General features: G+C 69.4%; 16 protein-coding genes and 1 pseudogene. 10 read left to right on the forward strand and 7 right to left on the reverse strand.

Features of this window, described 5'->3' with window-relative positions; genetic code table 11:
* The first annotated feature begins 145 nt into the window (after positions 1-145).
* The gene (locus ACFY0U_RS26325; protein ID WP_388639758.1) at positions 146-832 is read left to right on the forward strand and encodes a response regulator transcription factor; all 687 of its coding nucleotides are present in this window, start codon (positions 146-148) and stop codon (positions 830-832) included.
* Entirely contained in the window at positions 829-2,313 is a 1,485-nt protein-coding gene (locus ACFY0U_RS26330) for a sensor histidine kinase (protein ID WP_388639760.1), read from the forward strand. The genes ACFY0U_RS26325 and ACFY0U_RS26330 overlap by 4 nt, the downstream gene beginning before the upstream one ends.
* Positions 2,314-2,487: 174 nt before the next feature.
* Here the strand turns inward: ACFY0U_RS26330 and ACFY0U_RS26335 are convergent, their stop codons facing one another.
* On the reverse strand, positions 2,488-2,928 hold the full coding sequence (locus tag ACFY0U_RS26335) for an OsmC family protein (RefSeq protein WP_388639762.1): 441 nt from the start codon (positions 2,926-2,928) through the stop codon (positions 2,488-2,490).
* 361 nt (positions 2,929-3,289) lie between these two features.
* On the opposite strand from ACFY0U_RS26335, the gene ACFY0U_RS26340 reads away from it, so the two are divergent.
* The 3 genes from ACFY0U_RS26340 to ACFY0U_RS26350 all read left to right on the forward strand — a co-directional run bounded on the left by ACFY0U_RS26340 (position 3,290) and on the right by ACFY0U_RS26350 (position 7,129).
* On the forward strand, positions 3,290-4,711 hold the full coding sequence (locus ACFY0U_RS26340; protein ID WP_388639764.1) for a family 2B encapsulin nanocompartment shell protein: 1,422 nt from the start codon (positions 3,290-3,292) through the stop codon (positions 4,709-4,711).
* A gap of 78 nt (positions 4,712-4,789) precedes the next feature.
* Positions 4,790-6,238: a family 2 encapsulin nanocompartment cargo protein terpene cyclase gene (locus ACFY0U_RS26345; RefSeq protein WP_388639766.1), complete on the forward strand. Its 1,449-nt coding sequence runs from the start codon at positions 4,790-4,792 to the stop codon at positions 6,236-6,238.
* Positions 6,239-6,253: 15 nt separating this feature from the next.
* Positions 6,254-7,129, forward strand: coding sequence for a geranyl diphosphate 2-C-methyltransferase (locus ACFY0U_RS26350; RefSeq protein ID WP_388639768.1), 876 nt, complete (start codon positions 6,254-6,256; stop codon positions 7,127-7,129).
* A 155-nt stretch (positions 7,130-7,284) separates the two neighbouring features.
* Here the strand turns inward: ACFY0U_RS26350 and ACFY0U_RS26355 are convergent, their stop codons facing one another.
* Positions 7,285-7,851, reverse strand: coding sequence for a DUF4291 domain-containing protein (locus ACFY0U_RS26355; RefSeq protein ID WP_388639770.1), 567 nt, complete (start codon positions 7,849-7,851; stop codon positions 7,285-7,287).
* Positions 7,852-8,122: 271 nt separating this feature from the next.
* Here ACFY0U_RS26355 and ACFY0U_RS26360 point away from each other — a divergent pair, with 271 nt between their 5' ends.
* Entirely contained in the window at positions 8,123-8,725 is a 603-nt protein-coding gene (locus ACFY0U_RS26360) for a hypothetical protein (protein ID WP_388639771.1), read from the forward strand.
* 119 nt (positions 8,726-8,844) lie between these two features.
* Here ACFY0U_RS26360 and ACFY0U_RS26365 read toward each other — a convergent pair whose 3' ends face one another.
* Complete coding sequence (locus ACFY0U_RS26365) at positions 8,845-10,221, reverse strand: hypothetical protein (protein ID WP_388640310.1); 1,377 nt, start codon at positions 10,219-10,221, stop codon at positions 8,845-8,847.
* A 263-nt stretch (positions 10,222-10,484) separates the two neighbouring features.
* Between ACFY0U_RS26365 and ACFY0U_RS26370 the strand changes: the two genes are divergently transcribed.
* The gene (locus tag ACFY0U_RS26370; RefSeq protein WP_388639772.1) at positions 10,485-11,015 is read left to right on the forward strand and encodes an SMI1/KNR4 family protein; all 531 of its coding nucleotides are present in this window, start codon (positions 10,485-10,487) and stop codon (positions 11,013-11,015) included.
* A 50-nt stretch (positions 11,016-11,065) separates the two neighbouring features.
* Here the strand turns inward: ACFY0U_RS26370 and ACFY0U_RS26375 are convergent, their stop codons facing one another.
* Positions 11,066-11,581, reverse strand: a complete 516-nt coding sequence (locus ACFY0U_RS26375) for a GNAT family N-acetyltransferase (RefSeq protein WP_388639773.1) — start codon at positions 11,579-11,581, stop codon at positions 11,066-11,068.
* A gap of 189 nt (positions 11,582-11,770) precedes the next feature.
* On the reverse strand, positions 11,771-14,032 hold the full coding sequence (locus ACFY0U_RS26380; protein ID WP_388639774.1) for a M4 family metallopeptidase: 2,262 nt from the start codon (positions 14,030-14,032) through the stop codon (positions 11,771-11,773).
* 548 nt (positions 14,033-14,580) lie between these two features.
* Here ACFY0U_RS26380 and ACFY0U_RS26385 point away from each other — a divergent pair.
* The 3 genes from ACFY0U_RS26385 to ACFY0U_RS26395 all read left to right on the forward strand — a co-directional run bounded on the left by ACFY0U_RS26385 (position 14,581) and on the right by ACFY0U_RS26395 (position 19,446).
* On the forward strand, positions 14,581-15,927 hold the full coding sequence (locus tag ACFY0U_RS26385) for an RICIN domain-containing protein (protein WP_388640312.1): 1,347 nt from the start codon (positions 14,581-14,583) through the stop codon (positions 15,925-15,927).
* 140 nt (positions 15,928-16,067) lie between these two features.
* Positions 16,068-18,212, forward strand: coding sequence for a glycoside hydrolase family 9 protein (locus ACFY0U_RS26390; protein ID WP_388639776.1), 2,145 nt, complete (start codon positions 16,068-16,070; stop codon positions 18,210-18,212).
* 442 nt (positions 18,213-18,654) lie between these two features.
* Entirely contained in the window at positions 18,655-19,446 is a 792-nt protein-coding gene (locus ACFY0U_RS26395) for a class I SAM-dependent methyltransferase (RefSeq protein ID WP_388639778.1), read from the forward strand.
* 126 nt (positions 19,447-19,572) lie between these two features.
* On the opposite strand, the pseudogene ACFY0U_RS26400 reads toward ACFY0U_RS26395, so the two are convergent.
* Together ACFY0U_RS26400 and ACFY0U_RS26405 are read right to left on the reverse strand one after the other, a co-directional pair.
* Positions 19,573-19,828, reverse strand: a pseudogene (locus ACFY0U_RS26400) (protein translocase subunit SecD); the annotation flags it as partial.
* 85 nt (positions 19,829-19,913) lie between these two features.
* Entirely contained in the window at positions 19,914-20,357 is a 444-nt protein-coding gene (locus tag ACFY0U_RS26405; protein ID WP_388639780.1) for a hypothetical protein, read from the reverse strand.
* Between the last annotated feature and the right edge of the window lie 209 nt (positions 20,358-20,566).

Below are 20,566 nucleotides of genomic sequence, written 5' to 3' on the forward strand. Positions count from 1 at the left end.
CCTGCTTCCCTCCCCGGCCCGCGATCGTCGATCCCCCGGGTCAGCGGGCTCTGGGAAGACAGTGGCATGACAGGACTGTGGGGAAGCTGAAGGTTCCTGAAGAGCCTTCAGCTTCCCCACAGGGCCGACCGGTCATGCTGGTGCCATGCGGATACTGGTGGTTGAGGACGACCAGCGTCTGGCGGAGCTGCTGCGCCGCGGGCTGGTGGCCGAGGGGTACGCCGTCGATGTCGCGTACGAGGGCCCGCACGGCCTGGAGATGGCCCTGGACAACGACTACGACGCGCTCGTGCTCGATGTGATGCTGCCGGGCCTCAACGGCTACCGGTTGTGCGCACGCCTGCGGGAGGCCGGGGTCTGGAACCCGGTGCTCATGCTCACCGCCAAGGACGGCGAGTACGACCAGGCCGAGGGTCTGGACATCGGAGCCGACGACTACGTCACCAAACCCTTCTCCTTCGTCGCACTCGCCGCCCGGCTACGCGCCCTGATCCGGCGCGGCCGCCCTCAGCGGCCCGCCGTCATGCGCATCGGAGACCTCGAAATCGACCCTGCCACCCGCCGCTGTCGCCGCAGCGACACCGAACTGGCCCTGACAGCACGTGAGTTCGCCGTACTGGAATACCTCGCCCGCCATGACGGGGGGACCGTGACCAAGTCCGAAGTGCTGGAGCATGTGTGGGACGACCGCTTCGACGGCGACGTGAACATCGTCGAGGTCTACATCAGCGCCCTGCGCCGCAAGATCGACACCCCGTTCCAGCGGCGCACCATCCGCACCGTACGCGGCACGGGCTACCGCCTGGACGCCGATGAAGGATCCCGGCCATGACGGCCTTGGGAGCGGTACGGCTCCTGGGCCGGTTCCGTCCGGCCACATTGCGTATGCGGCTGACCCTCATGGCGGCCGTGCTCGCGGTCGTTCCCCTGACCGCGGCCGCCGCCGGCGTCGCCGTCGCGACCCGCGCCTCGCTGCTCCAGGACGCCCAGCAGCGCAGTGAGAGGCCAGAACTCGCCTACACCGTGGAGGTGAAGGGAGAACGCCGGGTCCTCGACCGCGGCGCACCCGTTCCCGAGTGCGGATCCACCTCCCCCAGGCCCCGGGACCACCGGCAGGTCAGCTTCTGCACGTACCTGTACGACCTGGGCTCCACGCGGCCGTCCACGCCGGGCCATCCGTCTGTCCACGATCAGCTGACCAGCCGCGGCGCGTTGTCCCTCGAACCATGGACCGACCCGTTCACGGACCCGAAGCCGATCCGGCAGGCCACCGCCTACGTCAACCTGCAGGGATACGTCGTCATGGTCTACTCCCTGGAGGCCGGCCAGACCCGACTCAACACCCTGATGTGGTCACTCATCGGCGGAGTGCCAGCCTTGACGCTGCTGATCGCGGGCAGCACATGGTGGGCGGTCGGCCGGGTGCTGCGCCCCGTGGAGGCGATCCGCTCGGACTTCGCCGAACTGAGCGCGCACCACCTCGACAGGCGGGTCCCCGTTCCCCGCTCCGGGAACGAGGTCACGAGGCTGGCCGCGACGATGAACGCCACACTGGACCGCCTGCAGAGCGCGGTTGAGCGCCAGCGCCAGTTCACCGCGGACGCCTCGCACGAATTGCGGACCCCTCTTGCCTGTCTGCGCGCCGAACTCGAACTCGCTCTCCGTGACCCCGAATCGGCCGCCTGGCCGCAGGTGGTCCGCGACGCACACCAGGACACCATGCGGCTGCAGGACCTCACGGAAGACCTGCTGCTCCTGGCCCGGCTCGACGCCGATCGACTCGGGACAAGCTCGAAGCGTGCCGTCGACCTCACCGATCTGGTGCGCGAGGAAGCCGCCCGCCACCGCACGACTCGCCCTCTCACCTTCGATGTGCTGTGCGAGCCCGGCCCCGTGACGGTCCACGGCCACTCCGCTCTGCTCGCCCGCGTCCTCGGCAATCTGCTCGACAACGCGGTACGCCATGCCTCCTCCACCGTCACCGTGCGACTGGCCCGCGACTCGGACGGACAGGCGATCATCGACGTCCTGGACGATGGTCCCGGCATCCCACCGCAGGACCGCGAACGGGTCTTCGAGCGTTTCACCCGGCTCGACGACGCACGCGCACGCGACAGCGGCAGCGGCAGCAGCACGGGCAGGGCCGACGGCTTGGGCGGGACCGGGCTGGGACTGGCCATCGCCCATCGCATCACCGCGGCCCACCACGGCACCCTCACCCTCGCTCCCAGCGCCCACGGCGCCCACTTCACCCTCCGGCTGCCGTGCGGAGCGTCTCAACGCGGCGCGGCAGAGGCTCCGTCCGCCCCATGACCGCCGGCAGGAGAGGGCGCCCGCGCTGTCCTGCCGGAACGTGCGGAGCTCGTACTCGGGTGGGCCGTCAGGTGGCGCCAGGCGGACCGACTCGGCACGGCCGGCTCGCACCCGTCCCGCCCCGTGCCTGATGTGCAGTGCAGCGCATCCCGTGGTCCGCGCTCCGGTGAGAAGTCAGGCGCCTTCGATCGTCGCCTTGACGGGGGTGCCGATCTCGACGGTGCGGCTCACCGTGCACAGCCGGTCGTGGGATGCGCTCACGGCCCGGGGAAGAATGGTCCGGGCCCGCTCGGCGCCCTCGCCCTCCGCGAAGTCGACGGAGAACGTGACCGCCAGATCGGTCATCCGGTTACCGAGCTCGTCGGCGACCTTGTTCCCGGTCACCTCGACAGAGAACCTGACCGGCTCCGCGTGACGGCTCGTCGCCACATCGACGTCCACCGCCGTGCAGCCTCCGATCGCGGCGAGCAGCAGCTCCACCGGAGTGAAGACGGCCTCCCCCTCAGTATCGGAACCGGTACCAAAGCTGATCGTGGCGCCACGCGCGTTCGTCGCGGTGAAGTGGCCGATGCTGGTTCGCTCGACGGTGACGGAGCGCAGGGAGTTGTCGGTCATGCCGTCGAGACTATCCGGGCTGCGGGAAGCGTGGCGGCGGCATGGACAGGTGTCTGGCTCGCGGCGAGCCACTTCGACCTGGTGCAGGTCTCGCCGGGCGTCAAGGTGGCCACGTCCGCCGCCGTAGGACGGGGGTGGCGCAATGTCGCTCATTGGTCCGATAAACCGGATTCGATTGATTGTCACCGCTTCGAAGGAAGCCTCTGGGATCTTCGGGCGAGGCGGCTCAACTGGCCCTTACCGTCCTGCAGGTGGATGGATCACCGAAGTCCTCCCTCCCTATTGCCGAGTCCTCCCTGTCCATTGACCGGCGCACACCTGTGCGTCGGCCGCCCGGCCACGCAAGGAGCAGCCCACCCCGATGACCGTGGACAGCAGCCCGGAAACCCAGGCCGCACCAGCCGCGCACGCGCCGCAGCAGTCCCTGAGCACCGCCGCCGCACGCAACCTCACCACCACCACGAAGTCCGCCCCGCAGATGCAGGAGATCACCTCCCGCTGGCTGCTGCGGATGCTCCCCTGGGTCGAGACCAAGGGCGGCGCCTACCGGGTCAACCGACGGTTGCGTCACACCGTCGGCGACGGGCGCATCGAGTTCGTGCAGGAGGGCTCCACGATCCGTGTGATCCCCCGCGAGCTCGGTGAACTGGCCTTGCTGCGGGGCTTCGAGGACCTGGACGTCCTCACCGCCCTCGCGGAGCGCTGCACACAGCGCGACTTCACTCCCGGCGACGTCCTCGTCGAGCGCGGCAGCCCGGCGGACCGGATCCATCTGATCGCCCACGGACGCGTCAGCCAGTGCGCTGAGGGCAAGTACGGCGGAGAGATCACCATCGCGGTGCTCGCGGACGGCGACCACTTCGGCGAGAACGCCCTCCTGGACGCGGACGCCCGCTACGACTGCACGGCCACCGCCGAGACCTCCGGCACCCTCCTCACCCTGTCCCGTGCCGACTTCGCCGCCGTGCGGGACTCCGCGCCCCCGCTTCAGGCCCACATCAGCGAGTTCAGCTCCGCCACTCAGCGAAGGCAGAACAAGCACGGTGAGGCCGAGATCGCCATGTCCGCCGGTCATGTCGGCGAGGCCGATCTGCCGGGCACCTTCGTCGACTACGAGCTCAAGCCACGTGAGTACGAACTCTCCGTCGCGCAGACCATTCTGAGGATCCACACCCGCGTCTGCGACCTCTACAACGGCCCGATGAACCAGACGGAGGAGCAACTCCGGCTGACCATCGAGGCGTTGCGCGAGCGCCAGGAGCACGAGCTCATCAACAACCGAGAGTTCGGGCTGCTGCACAACGCCGACTTCAAGCAGCGCATCCAGACGCACTCCGGCCCGCCGACCCCGGACGACATGGACGATCTGCTCTGTCGCCGCCGCGGTACCAAGTTCTTCCTCGCCCACCCCAGGACGATCGCCGCGATCGGACGCGGCTTCAACGCCTGCGGTCTCTACCCGGACCACGTCGATCTCGGCGGGCAGTCCGTCCCGGCCTGGCGCGGCGTCCCGATCCTGCCGTGCAACAAGATCCCGATCAGCAAAGAGCAGACCAGTTCCATCATCGCCATGCGTACGGGCGAGAAGAACCAAGGGGTCATCGGCCTGTGGCAGACAGGGCTGCCGGACGAGGTCGAGCCGGGGCTCTCGGCGCGGTTCATGGGCATCAACGAGCAGGCGGTCATCTCCTATCTCGTCAGCACGTACTACTCCGCCGCGGTGCTCCTGCCCGACGCGCTGGGCGTGATGGAGAACGTGCAGATCGCCCGTGGACGCGGCTGAGGTCATGCCACGCGGACTGGACTGACGTCCCCCGTCCCCGCCGTACGAGCGCCCATCCCACAGCAGTAAGGAGCAGCGATGCCCGATCCCGGGCCCTCAGGGCCATCCATCCCTGAGCAGCGGTCGCAGACGACCACCCCCGTGCCGGACGTCCCCACGGCGGTGATCCCCGACCTTCCGGTCGCGGCGGCGGCTTTCGGCCTCGCGGCGGTGGCACATCCGCCGATCGCCGCCCCGCCCCCTCCCCCGCCGGCCACGCCTCCCGTACCCGCCGCAGAACCCGCCCTTCAGCGGGTCCTGGGCGGACCGACCGGCCTGGGCACGGCCTCGCTGTCCCTGGCGGGCGGTGCGCAGCCGACCAGTACACCGTCGCCCCCTCCTGAGCACCCACCGGTCGCGTCCGCCGAAGCGGCCGCACCTCGTGTGGCCGACCCGGTTCTTCAGAGGGTCCTGGGCGGGCCGACCGGCCTGGGCACGGCCTCACTGTCCCTGGCCCACGCTCTGCCTGAACCCGCCCCGGTGCTCCCGGCCCCCGCGCCACCCGCCGAGGGCCAGGCTGTGCCCGGCCTGTACCACCACCCCGTCCCGGAGCCCGACCCGGCACGTGTGGAGGAGGTGAGTAGCCGGATCAAGCGCTGGGCCGAGGACGAGGTCCAGCTCTATCCCGAGGAGTGGGAGGGCCAGTTCGACGGCTTCTCCGTCGGGCGGTACATGGTCGGCTGCCATCCCGACGCTCCGACCATCGATCACCTGATGATCGCGACCCGGCTGATGGTCGCGGAGAACGCCGTCGACGACTGCTACTGCGAGGACCACGGCGGCTCGCCCGTCGGCCTCGGCGGACGCCTTCTCCTGGCCCACACCGCGCTCGACCCCCTCCACACCACCCCGGAGTACGCGCCGGCGTGGGAGGAGTCGCTCGGCTCGGACCCGCCACGGCGCGCCTACCGCAGCGCGATGGACTACTTCGTCCGCACGGCCACGCCCTCCCAAGTCGACCGCTTCCGCCATGACATGGCCCGGCTGCACCTTGGCTATCTGGCCGAGGCCGCCTGGGCCGAGACCGACCACGTCCCGGAGGTGTGGGAGTACCTGGCGATGCGCCAGTTCAACAACTTCCGCCCCTGCCCCACCATCACCGACACCATCGGAGGCTACGAGCTCCCAGCGGACCTGCACGCGCGGCCCGAGATGCAGCGGGTCATCGCACTGGCCGGGAACGCGACCACCATCGTCAACGACCTGTACTCCTACACCAAGGAACTCGCCAGCCCCGGCCGGCACCTGAACCTGCCGGTGGTGATCGCCGAACGCGAGCAGCTCTCGGAGCGCGACGGCTATCTCAAGGCGGTCGAGGTCCACAACGAACTCATGCACGCCTTCGAGGCGGCGGCGGCCGACCTCGCCGCGGCCTGCCCCCTGCCCAGCGTGGTGCGCTTCCTCAAGGGCGTGGCCGCATGGGTCGACGGCAACCACGACTGGCACCGCACCAACACCTACCGCTACAGCCTGCCCGCCTTCTGGTAAGGAACGGACACCTCTGTGACCACAGAAATCACCCCCACCCTCTCCGCGACGATCCCGGCCCCCGCGACCCCCTACCAAGGGGACATCGCCCGGTACTGGAACAACGAGGCGCGGCCGGTGAACCTGCGCCTCGGTGACGTGGACGGGCTCTACCACCACCACTACGGCATCGGCGCCGTGGACCACTCCGCGCTCGGCGATCCGGAGCACAGCGCCTACGAGAAGAAGCTGATCGCCGAGCTGCACCGGCTCGAGTCCGCCCAGGCCGAGTTCCTGCTGGACCACCTCGGTACCGTCACACCCGAGGACACGCTCGTCGACGCCGGCTGCGGACGCGGCGGGTCCATGGTCATGGCCCACCAGCGCTTCGGCTGCAAGGTCGAGGGCGTCACCCTGTCCTCCGCTCAGGCCGACTTCGGCAACGGGCGAGCACAGGAGCTGCGTATCCAGGACCACGTGCGCTCCCGGGTGTGCAACATGCTCGACACCCCCTTCGAGAAGGGCAGCGTCACCGCCTCGTGGAACAACGAGTCGACCATGTACGTCGACCTGCACGACCTGTTCGCCGAGCACTCCCGCTTCCTCAAGGTGGGCGGCCGGTACGTGACCATCACCGGCTGCTGGAATCCCCGCTACGGCCAGCCCTCGAAGTGGGTCTCCCAGATCAACGCCCACTTCGAGTGCAACATCCACTCCCGCCGCGAATACCTGCGAGCCATGGCCGACAACCGGCTCGTGCCGCAGACCGTGATCGACCTGACCCCCGACACGCTGCCGTACTGGGAGTTGCGGGCGACGTCCTCACTGGTCACCGGGATCGAGGAGGCGTTCATCGAGTCGTACCGGGACGGCTCCTTCCAGTACGTACTGATCGCGGCCGACCGCGTCTGACCGGGCGCGTCATCCGGTCGATGACGAGACCGCCAGGGCGTGAACGGCGGTAGTGACGCGATCAGATGGTGCGAGCGCCGGCAGCCGGCGCGGGTGGCGGCCCGGTGAGGGCCGCCACGTCTGGTGTTCCGACGCTGCGTCTCGGACCGGCAGCGTCATCTGCCTGGGGACACAACGTCCTCCAGTGTCCGCGGCAGGGGGTAGACGCGCTCCGCGGGAAACAGCCGCTGAGCCTTGGCGGCACGGCCGGTCTGTATCAGTGTCGAGGCCTTGCGGATCTGGGGGGTGAGGTCGGTGAGACTGACGATCCAGTCGTCGGCGAACGTGCGGATCAGATCGCGGCCGATGCCGACCTGGATGCTGTAGTGGTTCAGCGCCGCTCCGCGCGGCGAGCGCTCCGGGTCCCACTGGACATGTACGGCTGCCCGGGCAACCGCCGCCGGGTCGGCGGTCGTCAGCACGGCCTGGGAGAGGGCTTCCTCCCAGCCCTCCCGAGTGATCCGTACCGCGAAGACACGTTCCTGGCCGGGCTTGCGGGCCCAGTTGCTGCGGTGCATCAGCCACATGAACGACGGCTTGATCCAGGTCATGCGATGGAACGAGAACGGCGCGACGAAGCGGCCCGCCCGCAGTGCCGCGTCAGCGATGGCAGGCGAGTACGCCTGATAGACCACGATCGTGCGAGCGTCGTAGTCGGCGCGAATCTGATACGGAGGCGTCACGCGCCGCACCCTGCCACCCGGTCCGTCGACGCGGCGAGCCAATTTCGCCTCGCCGCGCGCCGCGCCGGGAGTGTGTGCCGGAGGCCGCTGACCGACGTCACGGCCACCAGTGAGCTACCACTCGGAACAAGTCACTCGGCTCGAACGTAGTATCTCCACACCAAGCATCTGTGCACCTACATGGTTCATGGTCCGCGATCCATGTACGCGGTCCGCCCAGGAACTCGTGCCACAGGTATTTGGGCCGAGAGTTCAAGGAGAGGTCAACCACATGTCCGAGAACGCCATCGCCTCCACGGAACTGACGTCCCAGTACACCGCTCAGGTAACCAACGACCTTGAGCGCAACCTCAAGGAGCAGGAGCGCGTCCAACAGGAAATAGCCGCCCTGCAGCAGCAGTTGGCTACCCTTCAGCATGACCACGCGGTACTCGTGAACATGCATCAAGCACTCGGCCTCACTCCGCCCACCGCCGAGGCCGAACAGTCCCCCGCGCCGGCTCCCCGCAAAAAGACCGGCACCCGGCGGCCTGCCCCGTCCAAGAAGGGCGCCACTCCCAAAGCCTCCAGGTCGGCCACCACGAAGGCCGAAGCCAAGACGGCGGAGCCCACCCTGGTCAGCCTGATCCGCGACCACCTCGCCGCACAGAGCGAACCCCGCTCCACGGCCGAGATCGCCGACGCGATGGGCCAAGCCCACCCCGACCGCGGAATCAAGCCCACCGTGGTGCGTACCACCCTCGAAGCGCTCGTGGCCAAGGGCACGGTCCAGCGCGTCAAGCAGGGCAGTTCCGTCTACTACACCACCTCCGACGCGACACTGCCTGCCCCGGAGCAGGCGTCGACGGACGCGCAGACCGACACCACCGCGTAACCCGGCGCGGGCCTGCCCGCTTCGTTCGCGGTGAACGGTGCACCTCACGGGAGACCCGCGGCACGCAGGGCCCGAACCAGACGGTCCAGGCCCTCCCTCGTGCCGCGGGTCCCGCACCTCTACGGAGCGATCCCGACACCGTCGATCCGGCTCCACTGCTTCTCCTGCTGAGCCGTCATGGCAGGCCATGACAGCCCCGCCGGCCGGGGCTCGACACGGGAGGCGTACGGCAGAGGGCGGAAGTCGGGGTCGTAGAAGCATCCCGTGCCGTAGGTGCGGTCGTAGGAGGCGCACGAGGAGGCGACGGACTGCGCGGTGGGCCTCTTTCCCGTGCGTACCCAGGTGGCCAGCGCGGCAAGGGAGTTGGCGTCCTCGGCGTCGCTCAGCTCGCTGTGTTCGTGCTCCGTGGTGAAGGTCTGCACGAGGTTCTTGTCCCGGTGGGCGCCTTGGAGGCTCGCCCGGTAGGCGGCCTCGTGCTCGACGAAGGCGGTGGGGTCGTCGATGGCGTGCAGCGTGAGTACGGGGATCGACACCCGACCGGTGAGATCGCTGTCGTAGGACAGGTCTCGTCGGGCCGCAGGGTCGGCGGAGAAACGTTCGACACCTTCGTTCAATGCCTTGTCGTCGTGTGAACCGGAGTACCGCACGCCCTCGTTGCTGAACGGATTTCGATCGCCGAGCCGGTTGTGCACGATGTCGCGGAAGGTGAAGACGGAGAAGCGCAGGTGGGATTCCAGCGTGCGCTCCGGGATGCGGGTGACCGCGAGGATGTCGTCAAGGTTGCGTTGCTGCACGGCGGTGCGATCCTGCGGCGCCGACGCGTATCCCGTGCACTCCTCCAGGCGGGCCCGCAACCCCGTCGTGGTCAGGGTCGAGGTGGGACGCAGTCCCTGCCACAACGGGTACTGGGGCTCAGTGGGGCGCGGCAGGTTCTGGCAGTAGTACTGATAGACCACCCGCAGGTCGACGCGGTAGTCGTATCCGCGTGAGCCGCCACCCAGCACTCCGTTGGTGAGCAGAGCACCGTCATAGGAGCCTTGCTTGCCATATGCCTCTACGACCTTGGCGGCGACGTTCCCGCCCCAGGACTGTCCGTGTACGAAGGTCCGCCTGGGACGGCCGAACTCATCCACGAAGAGCCGGCGCACATTCTCCGTGTCGGCGGCGGCCATACGGGTTCCGTAGCCGCCGCGCCGATAGGACGAGCCCGCCCAGGCATAGCCCTGGTCCACCATCACCGACCAGCGTTCGAGGTCGCCGAGGCTTCGCTCGGGGTCCGACCCTTCACCCAGGTCGGGGCCGCCGTGAGCGTGCACGACGAGCGAGCCGTTCCACCGCTTGGGCACAGCGATCGCGTAGAACGCTCCGTTGGCGTCCTGGCCGGTGTAACAGGTGGCCTTCTCCGCCAGGTTCACCGGGCAGGAGATCGGTGCGGGTGGCGGCGGCTCACCGGCCGCCTGGACCGGGCTGATGCCGCTGAGCGACCCGGCGACCATGCCCGCGATGCCGGCGGTCAGCGTCACTCCGCGGCGTGCGCGGGACCAGAGGCGAGGAAGGGGCAACGTGGTCCGACCCGAGCGATTCACAGCAATGCTCCTGAGCCTCAGTGGCGCACCATCGCGCCGAGCGCTGCGATGTTATGAACGCAGGCGCCGGTGCACCACGAGTCGCTCGATTCTGTTCATAGTGTGCGCACAGCATGCGGGGCGTGGGGCCCGCCGTGCCTCGTTGTCTGCGTGGCATGCCATCATCCGGGCCCATGGATGGACGTACGCTGACGCCCGCCTGGCTGGAGTCCTGGGCGCGTGGGGTCTCAGGCGCCCTGACCGTCATGACCGACGAGTTCGAGCACCGGCACGGCTTCCCCCCGGGCACCAACCAGGTCCGGCCGGCCGACCACGGCGACCAGGCCGCGGCGCACGCGCTGGCCCAACTGGACCACGCCTCCGCCGACTTGGTCACTTTCTACGTCAGCGTCGCCGACCTCACCTGGGCCGATGTCGGCAGCGGCTACTTCATCCATCCAGTACCCGACGTCCTTTTGTGCCTCCACGAGTACGGCGCCGTGCCCCTCGGCGCGGGCCAGGACGTCGGCGGCTTGGTCTTCGGCTCCAACGGTGGCGGCCAGTCCTATGTCACCGGCCCCGGCGGGGTGGTCCACCGAACGCGGACGGCATCGCTGGACGAACCTCAACTCGACCGGGTCGCCGATGACTTGCGGCATTTCCTCCAGCTGCTGGAGCAGTCACTGACCCGGTTCCTCGCCGACGGCGAACCAGGACGTCTCTAGGAGCGGTCGCCGGTCACGGCATTGAGGAGGGCCGGGACGGTGGGTGGTTCTCAGGCCGACTTCAGGTCGGTGCGTGGGTCGATGGCCCAGTGGTTGCTGCGCAGCACTCGGTCCGCGAACGTGACGTCCCGTTCGGTGACGAAGTGGAAGCCTAGGGACCGGCAGATGCCGTTCGAGGCCACGTTGCCCGTTGCCGGAAAGGCATGCACCGTGCCCCAACGCTGCTCATCCCGAGCCTGTTCGAGGAGGGTTCGAGCCGCGCGCTTGCCCAGGCCACGGCCCTGGAAATGCGGCAGAACCATCCATCCGATCTCCGACATGGGGCCGTCGTCGGTGTCATGAGACCAGATGGTCACCGACCCGGCCACCACGTCGGGAGTCTCCGGATCAGGGATGATCATCTTGATCCAGCAGAGGTCGGCCGCGGCCTCGGCGGCATCGCGAAGAACCTTGTCGGGGATGCCTTCACGGGGTAGCGGGCCGCCGAGATCAGCCATCATGACCGGGTCGCACCGCATCCGGACATAGGCGTCGACATCGTCCGCAGTGACGTTGCGCAACTGCACGAGACCTCCTGACCGTGCTCGGGAACAGTCCCATGATCCGAGACGTCGTTCATCAGCGGTGTCGACCTCGCCCATGTGGCTTGAAGCAGTGCCTTCTCAGCCCCCGGCCGCAGTCAAGGGCTCGAAAAAACGGACCACACCGCCGCCCGGATCGCGTGGACCCGGGCGGCGGTGTGCCGGCGGTGCGGATCAGGGGGTCAGTTGCCAGCGCGCTATGTACCCGACGTCGATGGACGCCCGGTCCTGCACGCGCAGCTTCCACGTGCCGTTGAGCGGTTGCGCGGAGGCGTCGACGGTGAAGGTCTGGTCGACGTTGTCGGCGGACCCGCCGGTGCGGTTGAGGAGGGAGTAGACGGTGCCGTTCGGGCCGACGAGGTCGACGGTGAGGTCACCGCGGTAGGTGTGGACGATGTTGACGTAGACCGTGGTGGTCGCGGAGGCGTTGCCGTCGCGGCCGGTGATGGTCACCGGTGACTCGACGGCGGCGCCGTTGTCGGGGATGTCGACGCGAGTGGCGTTGGCGTAGACGTAGGCGATCTGCCAGCTGAAGGTGTCCGTGGCGGTCGCCCCGGTGGTGTCGGTCACGGTGATCGTGACCTCGCTGGTGCCGAGGGTGGTGGGCGTTCCGGTGATCAGGCCGCTAGGGCTGAGACTGAGTCCGTCGGGCAGTCCGGAGGCCTCGTAGGTCAGAGAGGCGCCGGAGTTGGTGGTGTAGGCGTCCAGTTGGAGGCTGACGGTCTGGTTGACGCCGCTGATCTGGTCGGCGGTCGGGGCGAGGTTGACGCCGAGGGCGATGCGGTTGCCGACGTTCGTCGCGGCCCAGGCGTCGGCGACGGCGAGGTAGGTGGGGCTGTAGGCGCCGAAGAGGTCGGCGGTGGCCGACAGGGTGGCGGTGCGGGCGCCGGCGTAGTTGGTCGTCGAGGTCATGTACGTCGTCAGCGCGCGGTACCAGATCGCGGCGGCGTTCTGGATACCGATGCCGGTGACGGCCTGGCCGTCGTACGTCGGGCTGTCGTAGTCCACTCCGTTGACGGTCTTGGCGCCGCTGCCCTCGGAGAGCAGGTAGAAGAAGTGGTTCGCGGGGCCGGAGGAGTAGTGGACGTCGATACTGCCCAGCGTGGAGCTCCAGTTGTCGCGGGAGTCGCCGTCCCTGGAGGGCTTGTCCATGTAGCGCAGCGGGGTGCCGTCACCGTTGATGTCGATCTTCTCGCCGACGAGGTAGTCGCCCGGGTCGGCCGGGAGGTTCTCGTAGAACTCGACGGCGGCGGCGAAGATGTCGGAGGTCGCCTCGTTGAGGCCGCCGGACTCGCCCGAGTAGACCAGACCCGCGGTGGCGGCGGTGACACCGTGGCTCATCTCGTGGGCGGCTACGTCGAGCGCAGTCAGCGGGTGGGTGTTGCCAGCGCCGTCGCCGTACGTCATGCAGAAGCAGGAGTCCTGCCAGAAGGCGTTGACGTAGTTGTTGCCGTAGTGGGCGCGGCTGTAGGCGGCGACCCCGTCGTTGCGGATGCCGTTGCGGCCGAAGTTCTCCTTGTAATAGTCCCAGGTGGCCGCGGCGCCGAAGGCGACGTCGACACCCGCGGTCTGACGGTTGGACGGCAGACCGTTGCCCCAGACATCGTTGTCGTCCGTGAACAGGGTGCCGGTACCGGAGGTGCCCTGGTTGAGGTCGTACGTCCGCTGCCCGGCCCGGTCGGGGTCGACGAGCTGGTACGTCGACCCGGACAGGGTGCTGCCGAGCGGGACCTCGCCGGCGTACTGGCCTGTGCCGGAGCCGGTGTGCACATGTTCCGCGGCCAGGAGCTGCTTGCCGGTGGCGGCGTCGGACACGACCTGGAGTTCGCTGGGGGTGCCGTCCTCCTGGACGCCCTCGACGAGGGTCTCCCAGGCCAGCACGGGCTTGCCGCTGCCGGCCCAGACCACCAGGCGGGGTGCCTGTTCCGTCTCGGCACCCTTGACCTCGGCGTTCTTCGAGGCGGTGAGGGCCTTCGCGGCTGCGCCGGCAGCCGTGACCTTCGGGCTGAGCGAGGACACCTGGAGGCGAGCCGCGGTCGCCTTGGTGACGGTCGTACGGCCGCTCTTGTCATGGACGACGAGGTCGCCGCCGAGGACGGGCAGCCCGGCGTAGGTACGGTCGTAGCGGGTGTGCAGGGTGCCGTCGGCGTCCTTGATGACGTCCTTGACGACGAGTTTCTCCTGGGCGCCGAGGCCGATCCGCTGCGCGGTGCCGGCCGCCGCGGAACGGGCGCTCTTGATCAGGGCGGTGCGGCGAGCGGGCGTCAGGGAGGGCTGGGCGGCGCCGGCCCGGGGGGTGGCGGTGATCTTCGTGGGACCCGGGTCCGCCGGGGCCGCGGCGGCGAACTCGGGGGCGGCCAGGGCGAGTAGGGACCCTACGGCCGTAAGGGCGAGGGCGGTGGCGCGTCTGCGCCGTACAAGAGCGCGGTGGGGCAACGACTTCTCCTTCGATACGACGGCCAGCCCGTGACGGGGGCCGCGGACGAGACGGAGCGGCGGGGTGCGCCGGTCCGGAGCGCTGCACGGCAGGCGGGTGGAAGGAGGCGGGGGGTGGGGTCGAGCGGTTGCTCCGCGTGGTGATTTGGTCAAGGAACCGTGAACTTCCGCAGAAGAGTGGCACCGCATGCACAGTTTTGTCATGGGAATGCCAAAGCAACGGCTGGAAATGACCATGACGTTCCGGCATATCCGCACAGACAGCGCCGGTTTTCAGCCGCGCCCGCGGAGACGCACTGGTCGGCGTCCCGCCGTTGGTAAGTCTTGGGGCCGGCACCACAACGGCGAGAACGACTTCGCGTTCACGCTCTCACGGACGCCAACTCCTGTACGGACAGCGCGACTTGATCGCGCCCTGTCGGTTCGTCACAAGCCTGGCGTGCCGCAACAGTTCACGCGTCAGGCCTGGCACCGCACCCTCACCATCGGATATGTCATGTCTCTGCCACACCACCCTCAGTGCCGGAGTGAGAGGAACCACCGTGCACCTGCGCCCCCTGCGCGCCCTGTGCGGCACCGCCGCGCTCGCCCTCACCCTGCCCGCCCTGCCCCCTGGCCAGGCCGCGGCAGCCGTCCCCACCACCTCGGTGTACCTCCAGAGCTACGTCACCGGCCTGAACGCGGCCGACAGCGGCGGGACGGTCGTCGCGCACAATCCCAAGGGGACCGAGGACCACCAGCAGTGGACCCCGGTCGCGGTCAGCGGCGGCCACCGGCTGCAGAACGCCGACGAGTCCGGCGTCTGCCTCGGCCGCAGCGGCACGTCCGCGGTGACGGCGGCCTGTGGCGCGGACGGCACCACCTGGACGATCGCCGCGGGCACGGGCGGCACGTACACCGTCTCCGTCCCGGGCACCTCGCAGTACCTCACCACCTCGGCCGCGGACTCCGCCGCCGTACAGCTCGGTTCGTCGGGCGACCTGGCCCGCTGGTACCTCACTCCGACCGCCTACGCCACCACGCCGGCGGACACCCGCACCCTGGACCAGGTCACCTTCCTGACCTCGCACAACGCCTTCGCCAACGGCTCCGACGGCAACTTCGCCTCGTTCCCGGTCAGCCTGTTCCCCAACCAGAGCCGCGGCATCACCCGCCAACTGAGCGACGGCGTACGGGGTTTCATGCTGGACGACTACACCGTCTCGGGCCAGGCCGTGCTGTGCCACAACAGCTGCAGCGGCGTCGGCAGCCCCGTGCCGCTCGCCACCGACCTCCAGCGCATGGTCGACTTCCTCAAGGCGAACCCGGGCCAGTTCGTCACCGTGTTCCTGGAGGACTACGCCTCCTCCGACGTGCTGAAGTCCTCGCTCGCCTCGGTCAGCGGGCTGTACGACGTGCTGTTCCGGCCCGACCAGGAGGGCGTGGCCGCCAACGGCTGGCCGACCATGGCCGACCTGGCCGCCCGCGGCAAGCAGCTGCTGATCTTCAGCGACCGCACCCGCGCGAGCGACACCGCGAACGGGTGGAGCACCCGGGACACCTTCGGGGTGATGTACCAGCGCGAGTGGACCGTGGAGAACTACTGGTCCATGGGCGGCGGGATCGGTGACTCCGACTGGTCCTGCTACAGCCGCTGGGGCACCGGCAGACCGCTGACCACCGACTCGTCCGCCTTCCACCCCCTGTTCGTCATGAACCACTTCCGCGACTACACCATCACCGCCACCACCACGACCGACAACGGCAAACTCCTCAACCGCGCCCAGAACTTCTGCACCCCTGCCGCCCGCAAGAAGCCCACCTACCTGGCCGTCGACCGCTACGACCTGGGCTCCCCCACCCCCCTCAGCACGGTCGACACCCTCAACACCTACATCCTCACACCGGGCCAGTGACCGACCCCCCGCCCCGCCGAGCGCGGGGCGGGGACGTCCCACGCCTCCCACGTGCACACCGATTGACGGGTCATCGTGCGCATGACACTCTCCTGATGGGAGCGCTCCCACACCCGCGAACACCCCATCAGGAGCCGCTCATGCATGCCTTCATCTCGTTACGTCACTACAGCAGGCCCCTCGCGGTCGCCCTGCTGACGAGCTCTCTCGTCCTCGGCGGCCTGCTGACCGCTCCCACCGCCGTCGCGGCGACCAGTGCCGTGCGCGTCAACCAGGTCGGCTACCTGCCCGACGGCCCCAAGCGCGCGACCGTCGTCACCACGGCGACGCAACCGCTCACCTGGCAACTGCGCAACGCCTCCGGAACCGTGGTCACCTCCGGCTCCACGACCCCGCGCGGCGCGGACACCCCCTCCGGCCAGTCCCTCCAGGTGGCCGACTTCTCCTCGTACGCGGAAACGGGCTCGGGCTACGTCCTGACGGTGGACGGCAGCAACAGCGACCCGTTCGACATCCGCGCGAACCTCTACGACGGACTGCGCTCCGACGCGATGGCGTTCTTCTACCACCAGCGCAGCGGCATCGCCATCGACGCCTCCCTGGTGGGCTCCGCCTACGCCCACCCGGCCGGGCACCTCGGCGTCGCACCGAACAAGGGCGACACCTCCGTCCCCTGCCAGTCCGGGGTCTGCGACTACACCCAGGACGTCAGAGGCGGCTGGTACGACGCCGGCGACCACGGCAAGTACGTGGTCAACGGCGGCATTTCCGCCTGGCTGGTCGTCAACTCCTTCGAGCGGGCCAAGCGCGCGGGCACCGAGGCCGCCCTGGGCGACACGACGCTGCGCGTCCCCGAGCGCGGAAACGGCACCCCGGACGTCCTGGACGAGGCGCGCTGGGAACTGGACTTCCTGATGCGGATGCAGGTGCCCGCGGGCAAGCCGTACGCGGGCATGGCCTTCCACAAGATCCACGACGCGAACTGGACCGGTATCCCGACCCGCCCGGAACAGGACGCCCAACAGCGCGAACTGCACCGCCCGTCCACCGCGGCGACCCTCAACCTCGCGGCGAGCGCGGCCCAGTGCGCCCGGGTCTTCCGCCCGTACGACGCGGCCTACGCGGACCGCTGCCTGGCGGCCGCCCGCCGGGCCTGGACGGCGGCACAGGCCAACCCCGCGCTGTACGCACCGGATTCCGACAGCACCGGCGGCGGGGCCTACGGCGACACGCGGGTCACGGACGAGTTCTACTGGGCGGCCGCCGAGTTGTACGCGACAACCGGTGAGAGCGCCTACCGCGACGCCGTGACCTCCTCGTCCTGGCACACCTCGGCCGACGCCTTCACCGCCTACGGCTTCGGCTGGGCCGACACGGCCGCGCTCGGCCGGCTCACCCTGGCCACCGTCCCCAACGGGCTGACCGCCTCCGACCTGACGCGCGTCCGCGCCTCGGTGACCTCCGCCGCCGACAGCCACCTGTCCAGGATGGCCGCGCAGGGCTACGCCGTGCCCATCCCGGCGGACGGGTACTTCTGGGGCTCCAACAGCGAGGTCGCGGACAACGCGATCGTGATGGCCGTCGCCGGAGAGCTGACCGGCAACGGGCGCTACCGCACCGGTGCGTTGGAGGCGATGGACTACCTGCTCGGCCGTAACGCCATCGGCCAGTCCTACGTCACCGGCTACGGCGAGAAGGACTCCCGCAACCAGCACCACCGATTCTGGGCACAGCAGGCGGACGCCTCGCTGCCCAACCCTCCGGCGGGTTCACTCGCGGGCGGCCCCAACGACGACCTCCAGGACCCGGTGGCGCAGGAGAGGCTGGCGGGCTGTGCGCCCGCCGCGTGCTACATCGACGACATCGGCTCGTACTCGACCAACGAGGTGGCGGTCAACTGGAACGCTCCGCTGGCCTGGCTCGCCGCGTACGCCGCCGAACGGACGCCCTCGGGCGGTGAGCAGCCCGCCGCGGCCTGCGCGGTGACGTACAAGGTGGAGAACGCATGGAGCGACGGCTTCACGGCGACGGTGACCGTCAAGAACACCGGCCAGTCCGCCGTCGACGGGTGGCAGTTGACCTGGAGCTACCCGGGCGGTCAGCGAGTCACCAGCGCCTGGAACGCGACCGTCGCCCAGAGCGGAGCCGCTGTCGTGGCCCGCAACGTCGACTGGAACCGGGCGATCGCACCTGGCGCGACAGCGAGTTTCGGCGTCCAGGGGTCTCTCAGCGGGAGCAATCCCTCTCCCGCAGGTTTCGCCCTGAACGGAAGTGCCTGCGACTGACCCCGGCGCACCACCGAGCCCTGGGGCCAACGGCGCCTGTGCTCAGTACGGCAGGATGCGTCCCGAGGGCGTCCGGCGGTCGATCTCGAGGTTCCGCGGCGCGCTGGGCCGACGGCTGACATGGACGCGAACCCGGGCCTGACGATTCATGACACCTCCGCGTGCTGCGCGTCCGCTACGGAATCCGACCCCCGCACCGGTCTCCTTCACCCTCGCCGACGCGATGGTGAAGGACATCGTGCCCAGCGGGCGGGCGATCATGCGCGCGGAGAGGAATCATGGCAGGCGGACGGCTTCGGCAGGCCCAGGGCGTAGCGGTGTTGCCGGTGGTCCCGAGCTGCGGCGCAAAATTCGTTGAGTCCGCACCCTGCGATCGTGTTGGCTGGCGGCACCGGACTGTCAGTACCGCAGGTGTCCGCCTGGCTGTAGCAGGGAGTTGAACGTGCAGGACATGGGTCTCGACCCCGTTGCCCACAATCGAGCGGCCTGGGACAAGTGTGTCCAAGAGGGCATCGAGTGGTCGAGGCCGGTGAGTTCCGAGGAGGTCGAGCGCGCCCGCCTGGGCGACTGGTCGATCGTTCTCATCGGGCATGAGCCGGTGGACCGCTCCTGGCTGCCGACGGACCTGACCGGCAAGGACGTGCTGTGCCTGGCCTCTGGCGGTGGCCAGCAGGGTCCGATCCTCGCCGCCGCGGGGGCGCGGGTCACCGTGTTCGACAACTCCCCCCGCCAGCTCGGCCAGGACGAGATGGTGGCGGAACGCGACGGACTCGAGCTGCGCACGGTCCTGGGCGACATGCGTGACCTCAGCGCCTTCGGCGACGCGACGTTCGACGTCGTGTTCCATCCGGTCTCCAACCTGTTCGTACCGGACCTGGCACCGGTGTGGCGTGAGTGCTTCCGAATCCTGCGACCGGGCGGGACACTGCTCGCGGGCTTCCTCAACCCTGATGCGTACCTGTTCGACCACGAGGCGCTCGACGAACGCGGCGAGCTGATCGTCGCGCACAAGCTGCCCTACAGCGATCTCACGCACTACTCCGCCGAGGAACGTGCCGCGAAGTTCGGCGCGGATGCCCCTCTTGAATACAGCCACACGCTCACCGACCAGATCGGCGGACAACTCGCCGCGGGGTTCGCCCTCACCGCCTTCGCGGAAGCGCCGCACCAAGCCAACGCATCCGCTCACTACATGTCGCACTACTTTGCGACGCTGGCGGTCAAGCCGGGCTGACCCAGCCGAAGTTCGCTGATTCGGCATGACCCGGTGTGCCGCGCCATGGGCGTTTGTGGAGCTCGATGGCTAGGGGTGTCGCGGTGAACATGGAGGAGTACGTGCCGACCGCGAGGCCGATGAGCATTCGACACCGAAGTCCAGTCCCCGCACGGCGATCCCGGAACCGGCCAGCACCAGGAGCGCGCCGGGGTCGGTGCGGGTGAGGCGGTCGCGGACGGTCCCGGGGTGGGCGATGCCTGTCAGACCGGGGCAGCGCCAGAGCCAGGGCCGGGGGACGGCGTGGTCGGCGAGGGCCCGGGTGATCACCAAGGCGCTGAACATGGAGACGAGGACGCCGATGCCCAAGGGTGACGCCGAAACCACGTACGGGTCCGGAAGATCCCGCGTCGCCAAGGCGTCCGCACTGACGGCACTACCTGCGAGCCCGCTCTCTCAGGACCTCGGACGTCGACCGATCGGTCAGGTCAGTCGCTGCCGCGCCAGTCCTCGGGCTCTGCCGCCATGGGCGCCGATCCGATGGTGATACGGCGGTAGGCGGCCCGGGCGTGGACGATCCGGGCGAGCACCGTGCCGACGAGGGCCGCGGCGCAGAGACTGGCGAGCCAGAGGGTGTCGCGAGGGGCCGCCCAGGTGAGGGTGCCCACGGGTGGGATCGCGAAGCCGTTGAGGAACAACCAGCACAGCACCGCCGTACCGGGGGCGGCGGTGAAGCGGGCGCACAGGCCCAGCGCTACGGCCAGCAAGGAGAGCCCTGCCAGGGCGAGACCGGGGCGGTCCGTGCCCACGAAGAGGGTGTGCAGCGCCACCAGGACCAGGGCACCCCCGAAGGCCGTGGCCCAGACCAGCGGCGTGGCAAGGGGGCGGGGGACGGGTCGTACCTCCGCGCTGAGGGACACCCACTCGATCATGCTGACGATTCCCCTTCCGGCCCTCCCCCGCGCTCGCGGGACGCCGGCCGCTCCGGCCGGACGGACCCCTGGCGACAGATTCTCCCACTCAGCTGTCAGCCGTACTTCCCCTCGGGCCGATTCCCGGTGCTCCTCACGCTGGGCTCCCGTGACCGTCCGAGGGCGAGGACGATCCCGACGCGTGCGAGAACCCAGGTCATGTGCGCCGT

It is taken from the genome of Streptomyces sp. NPDC001536 (assembly GCF_042894505.1).
In the GTDB taxonomy this organism is placed as follows: domain Bacteria; phylum Actinomycetota; class Actinomycetes; order Streptomycetales; family Streptomycetaceae; genus Streptomyces.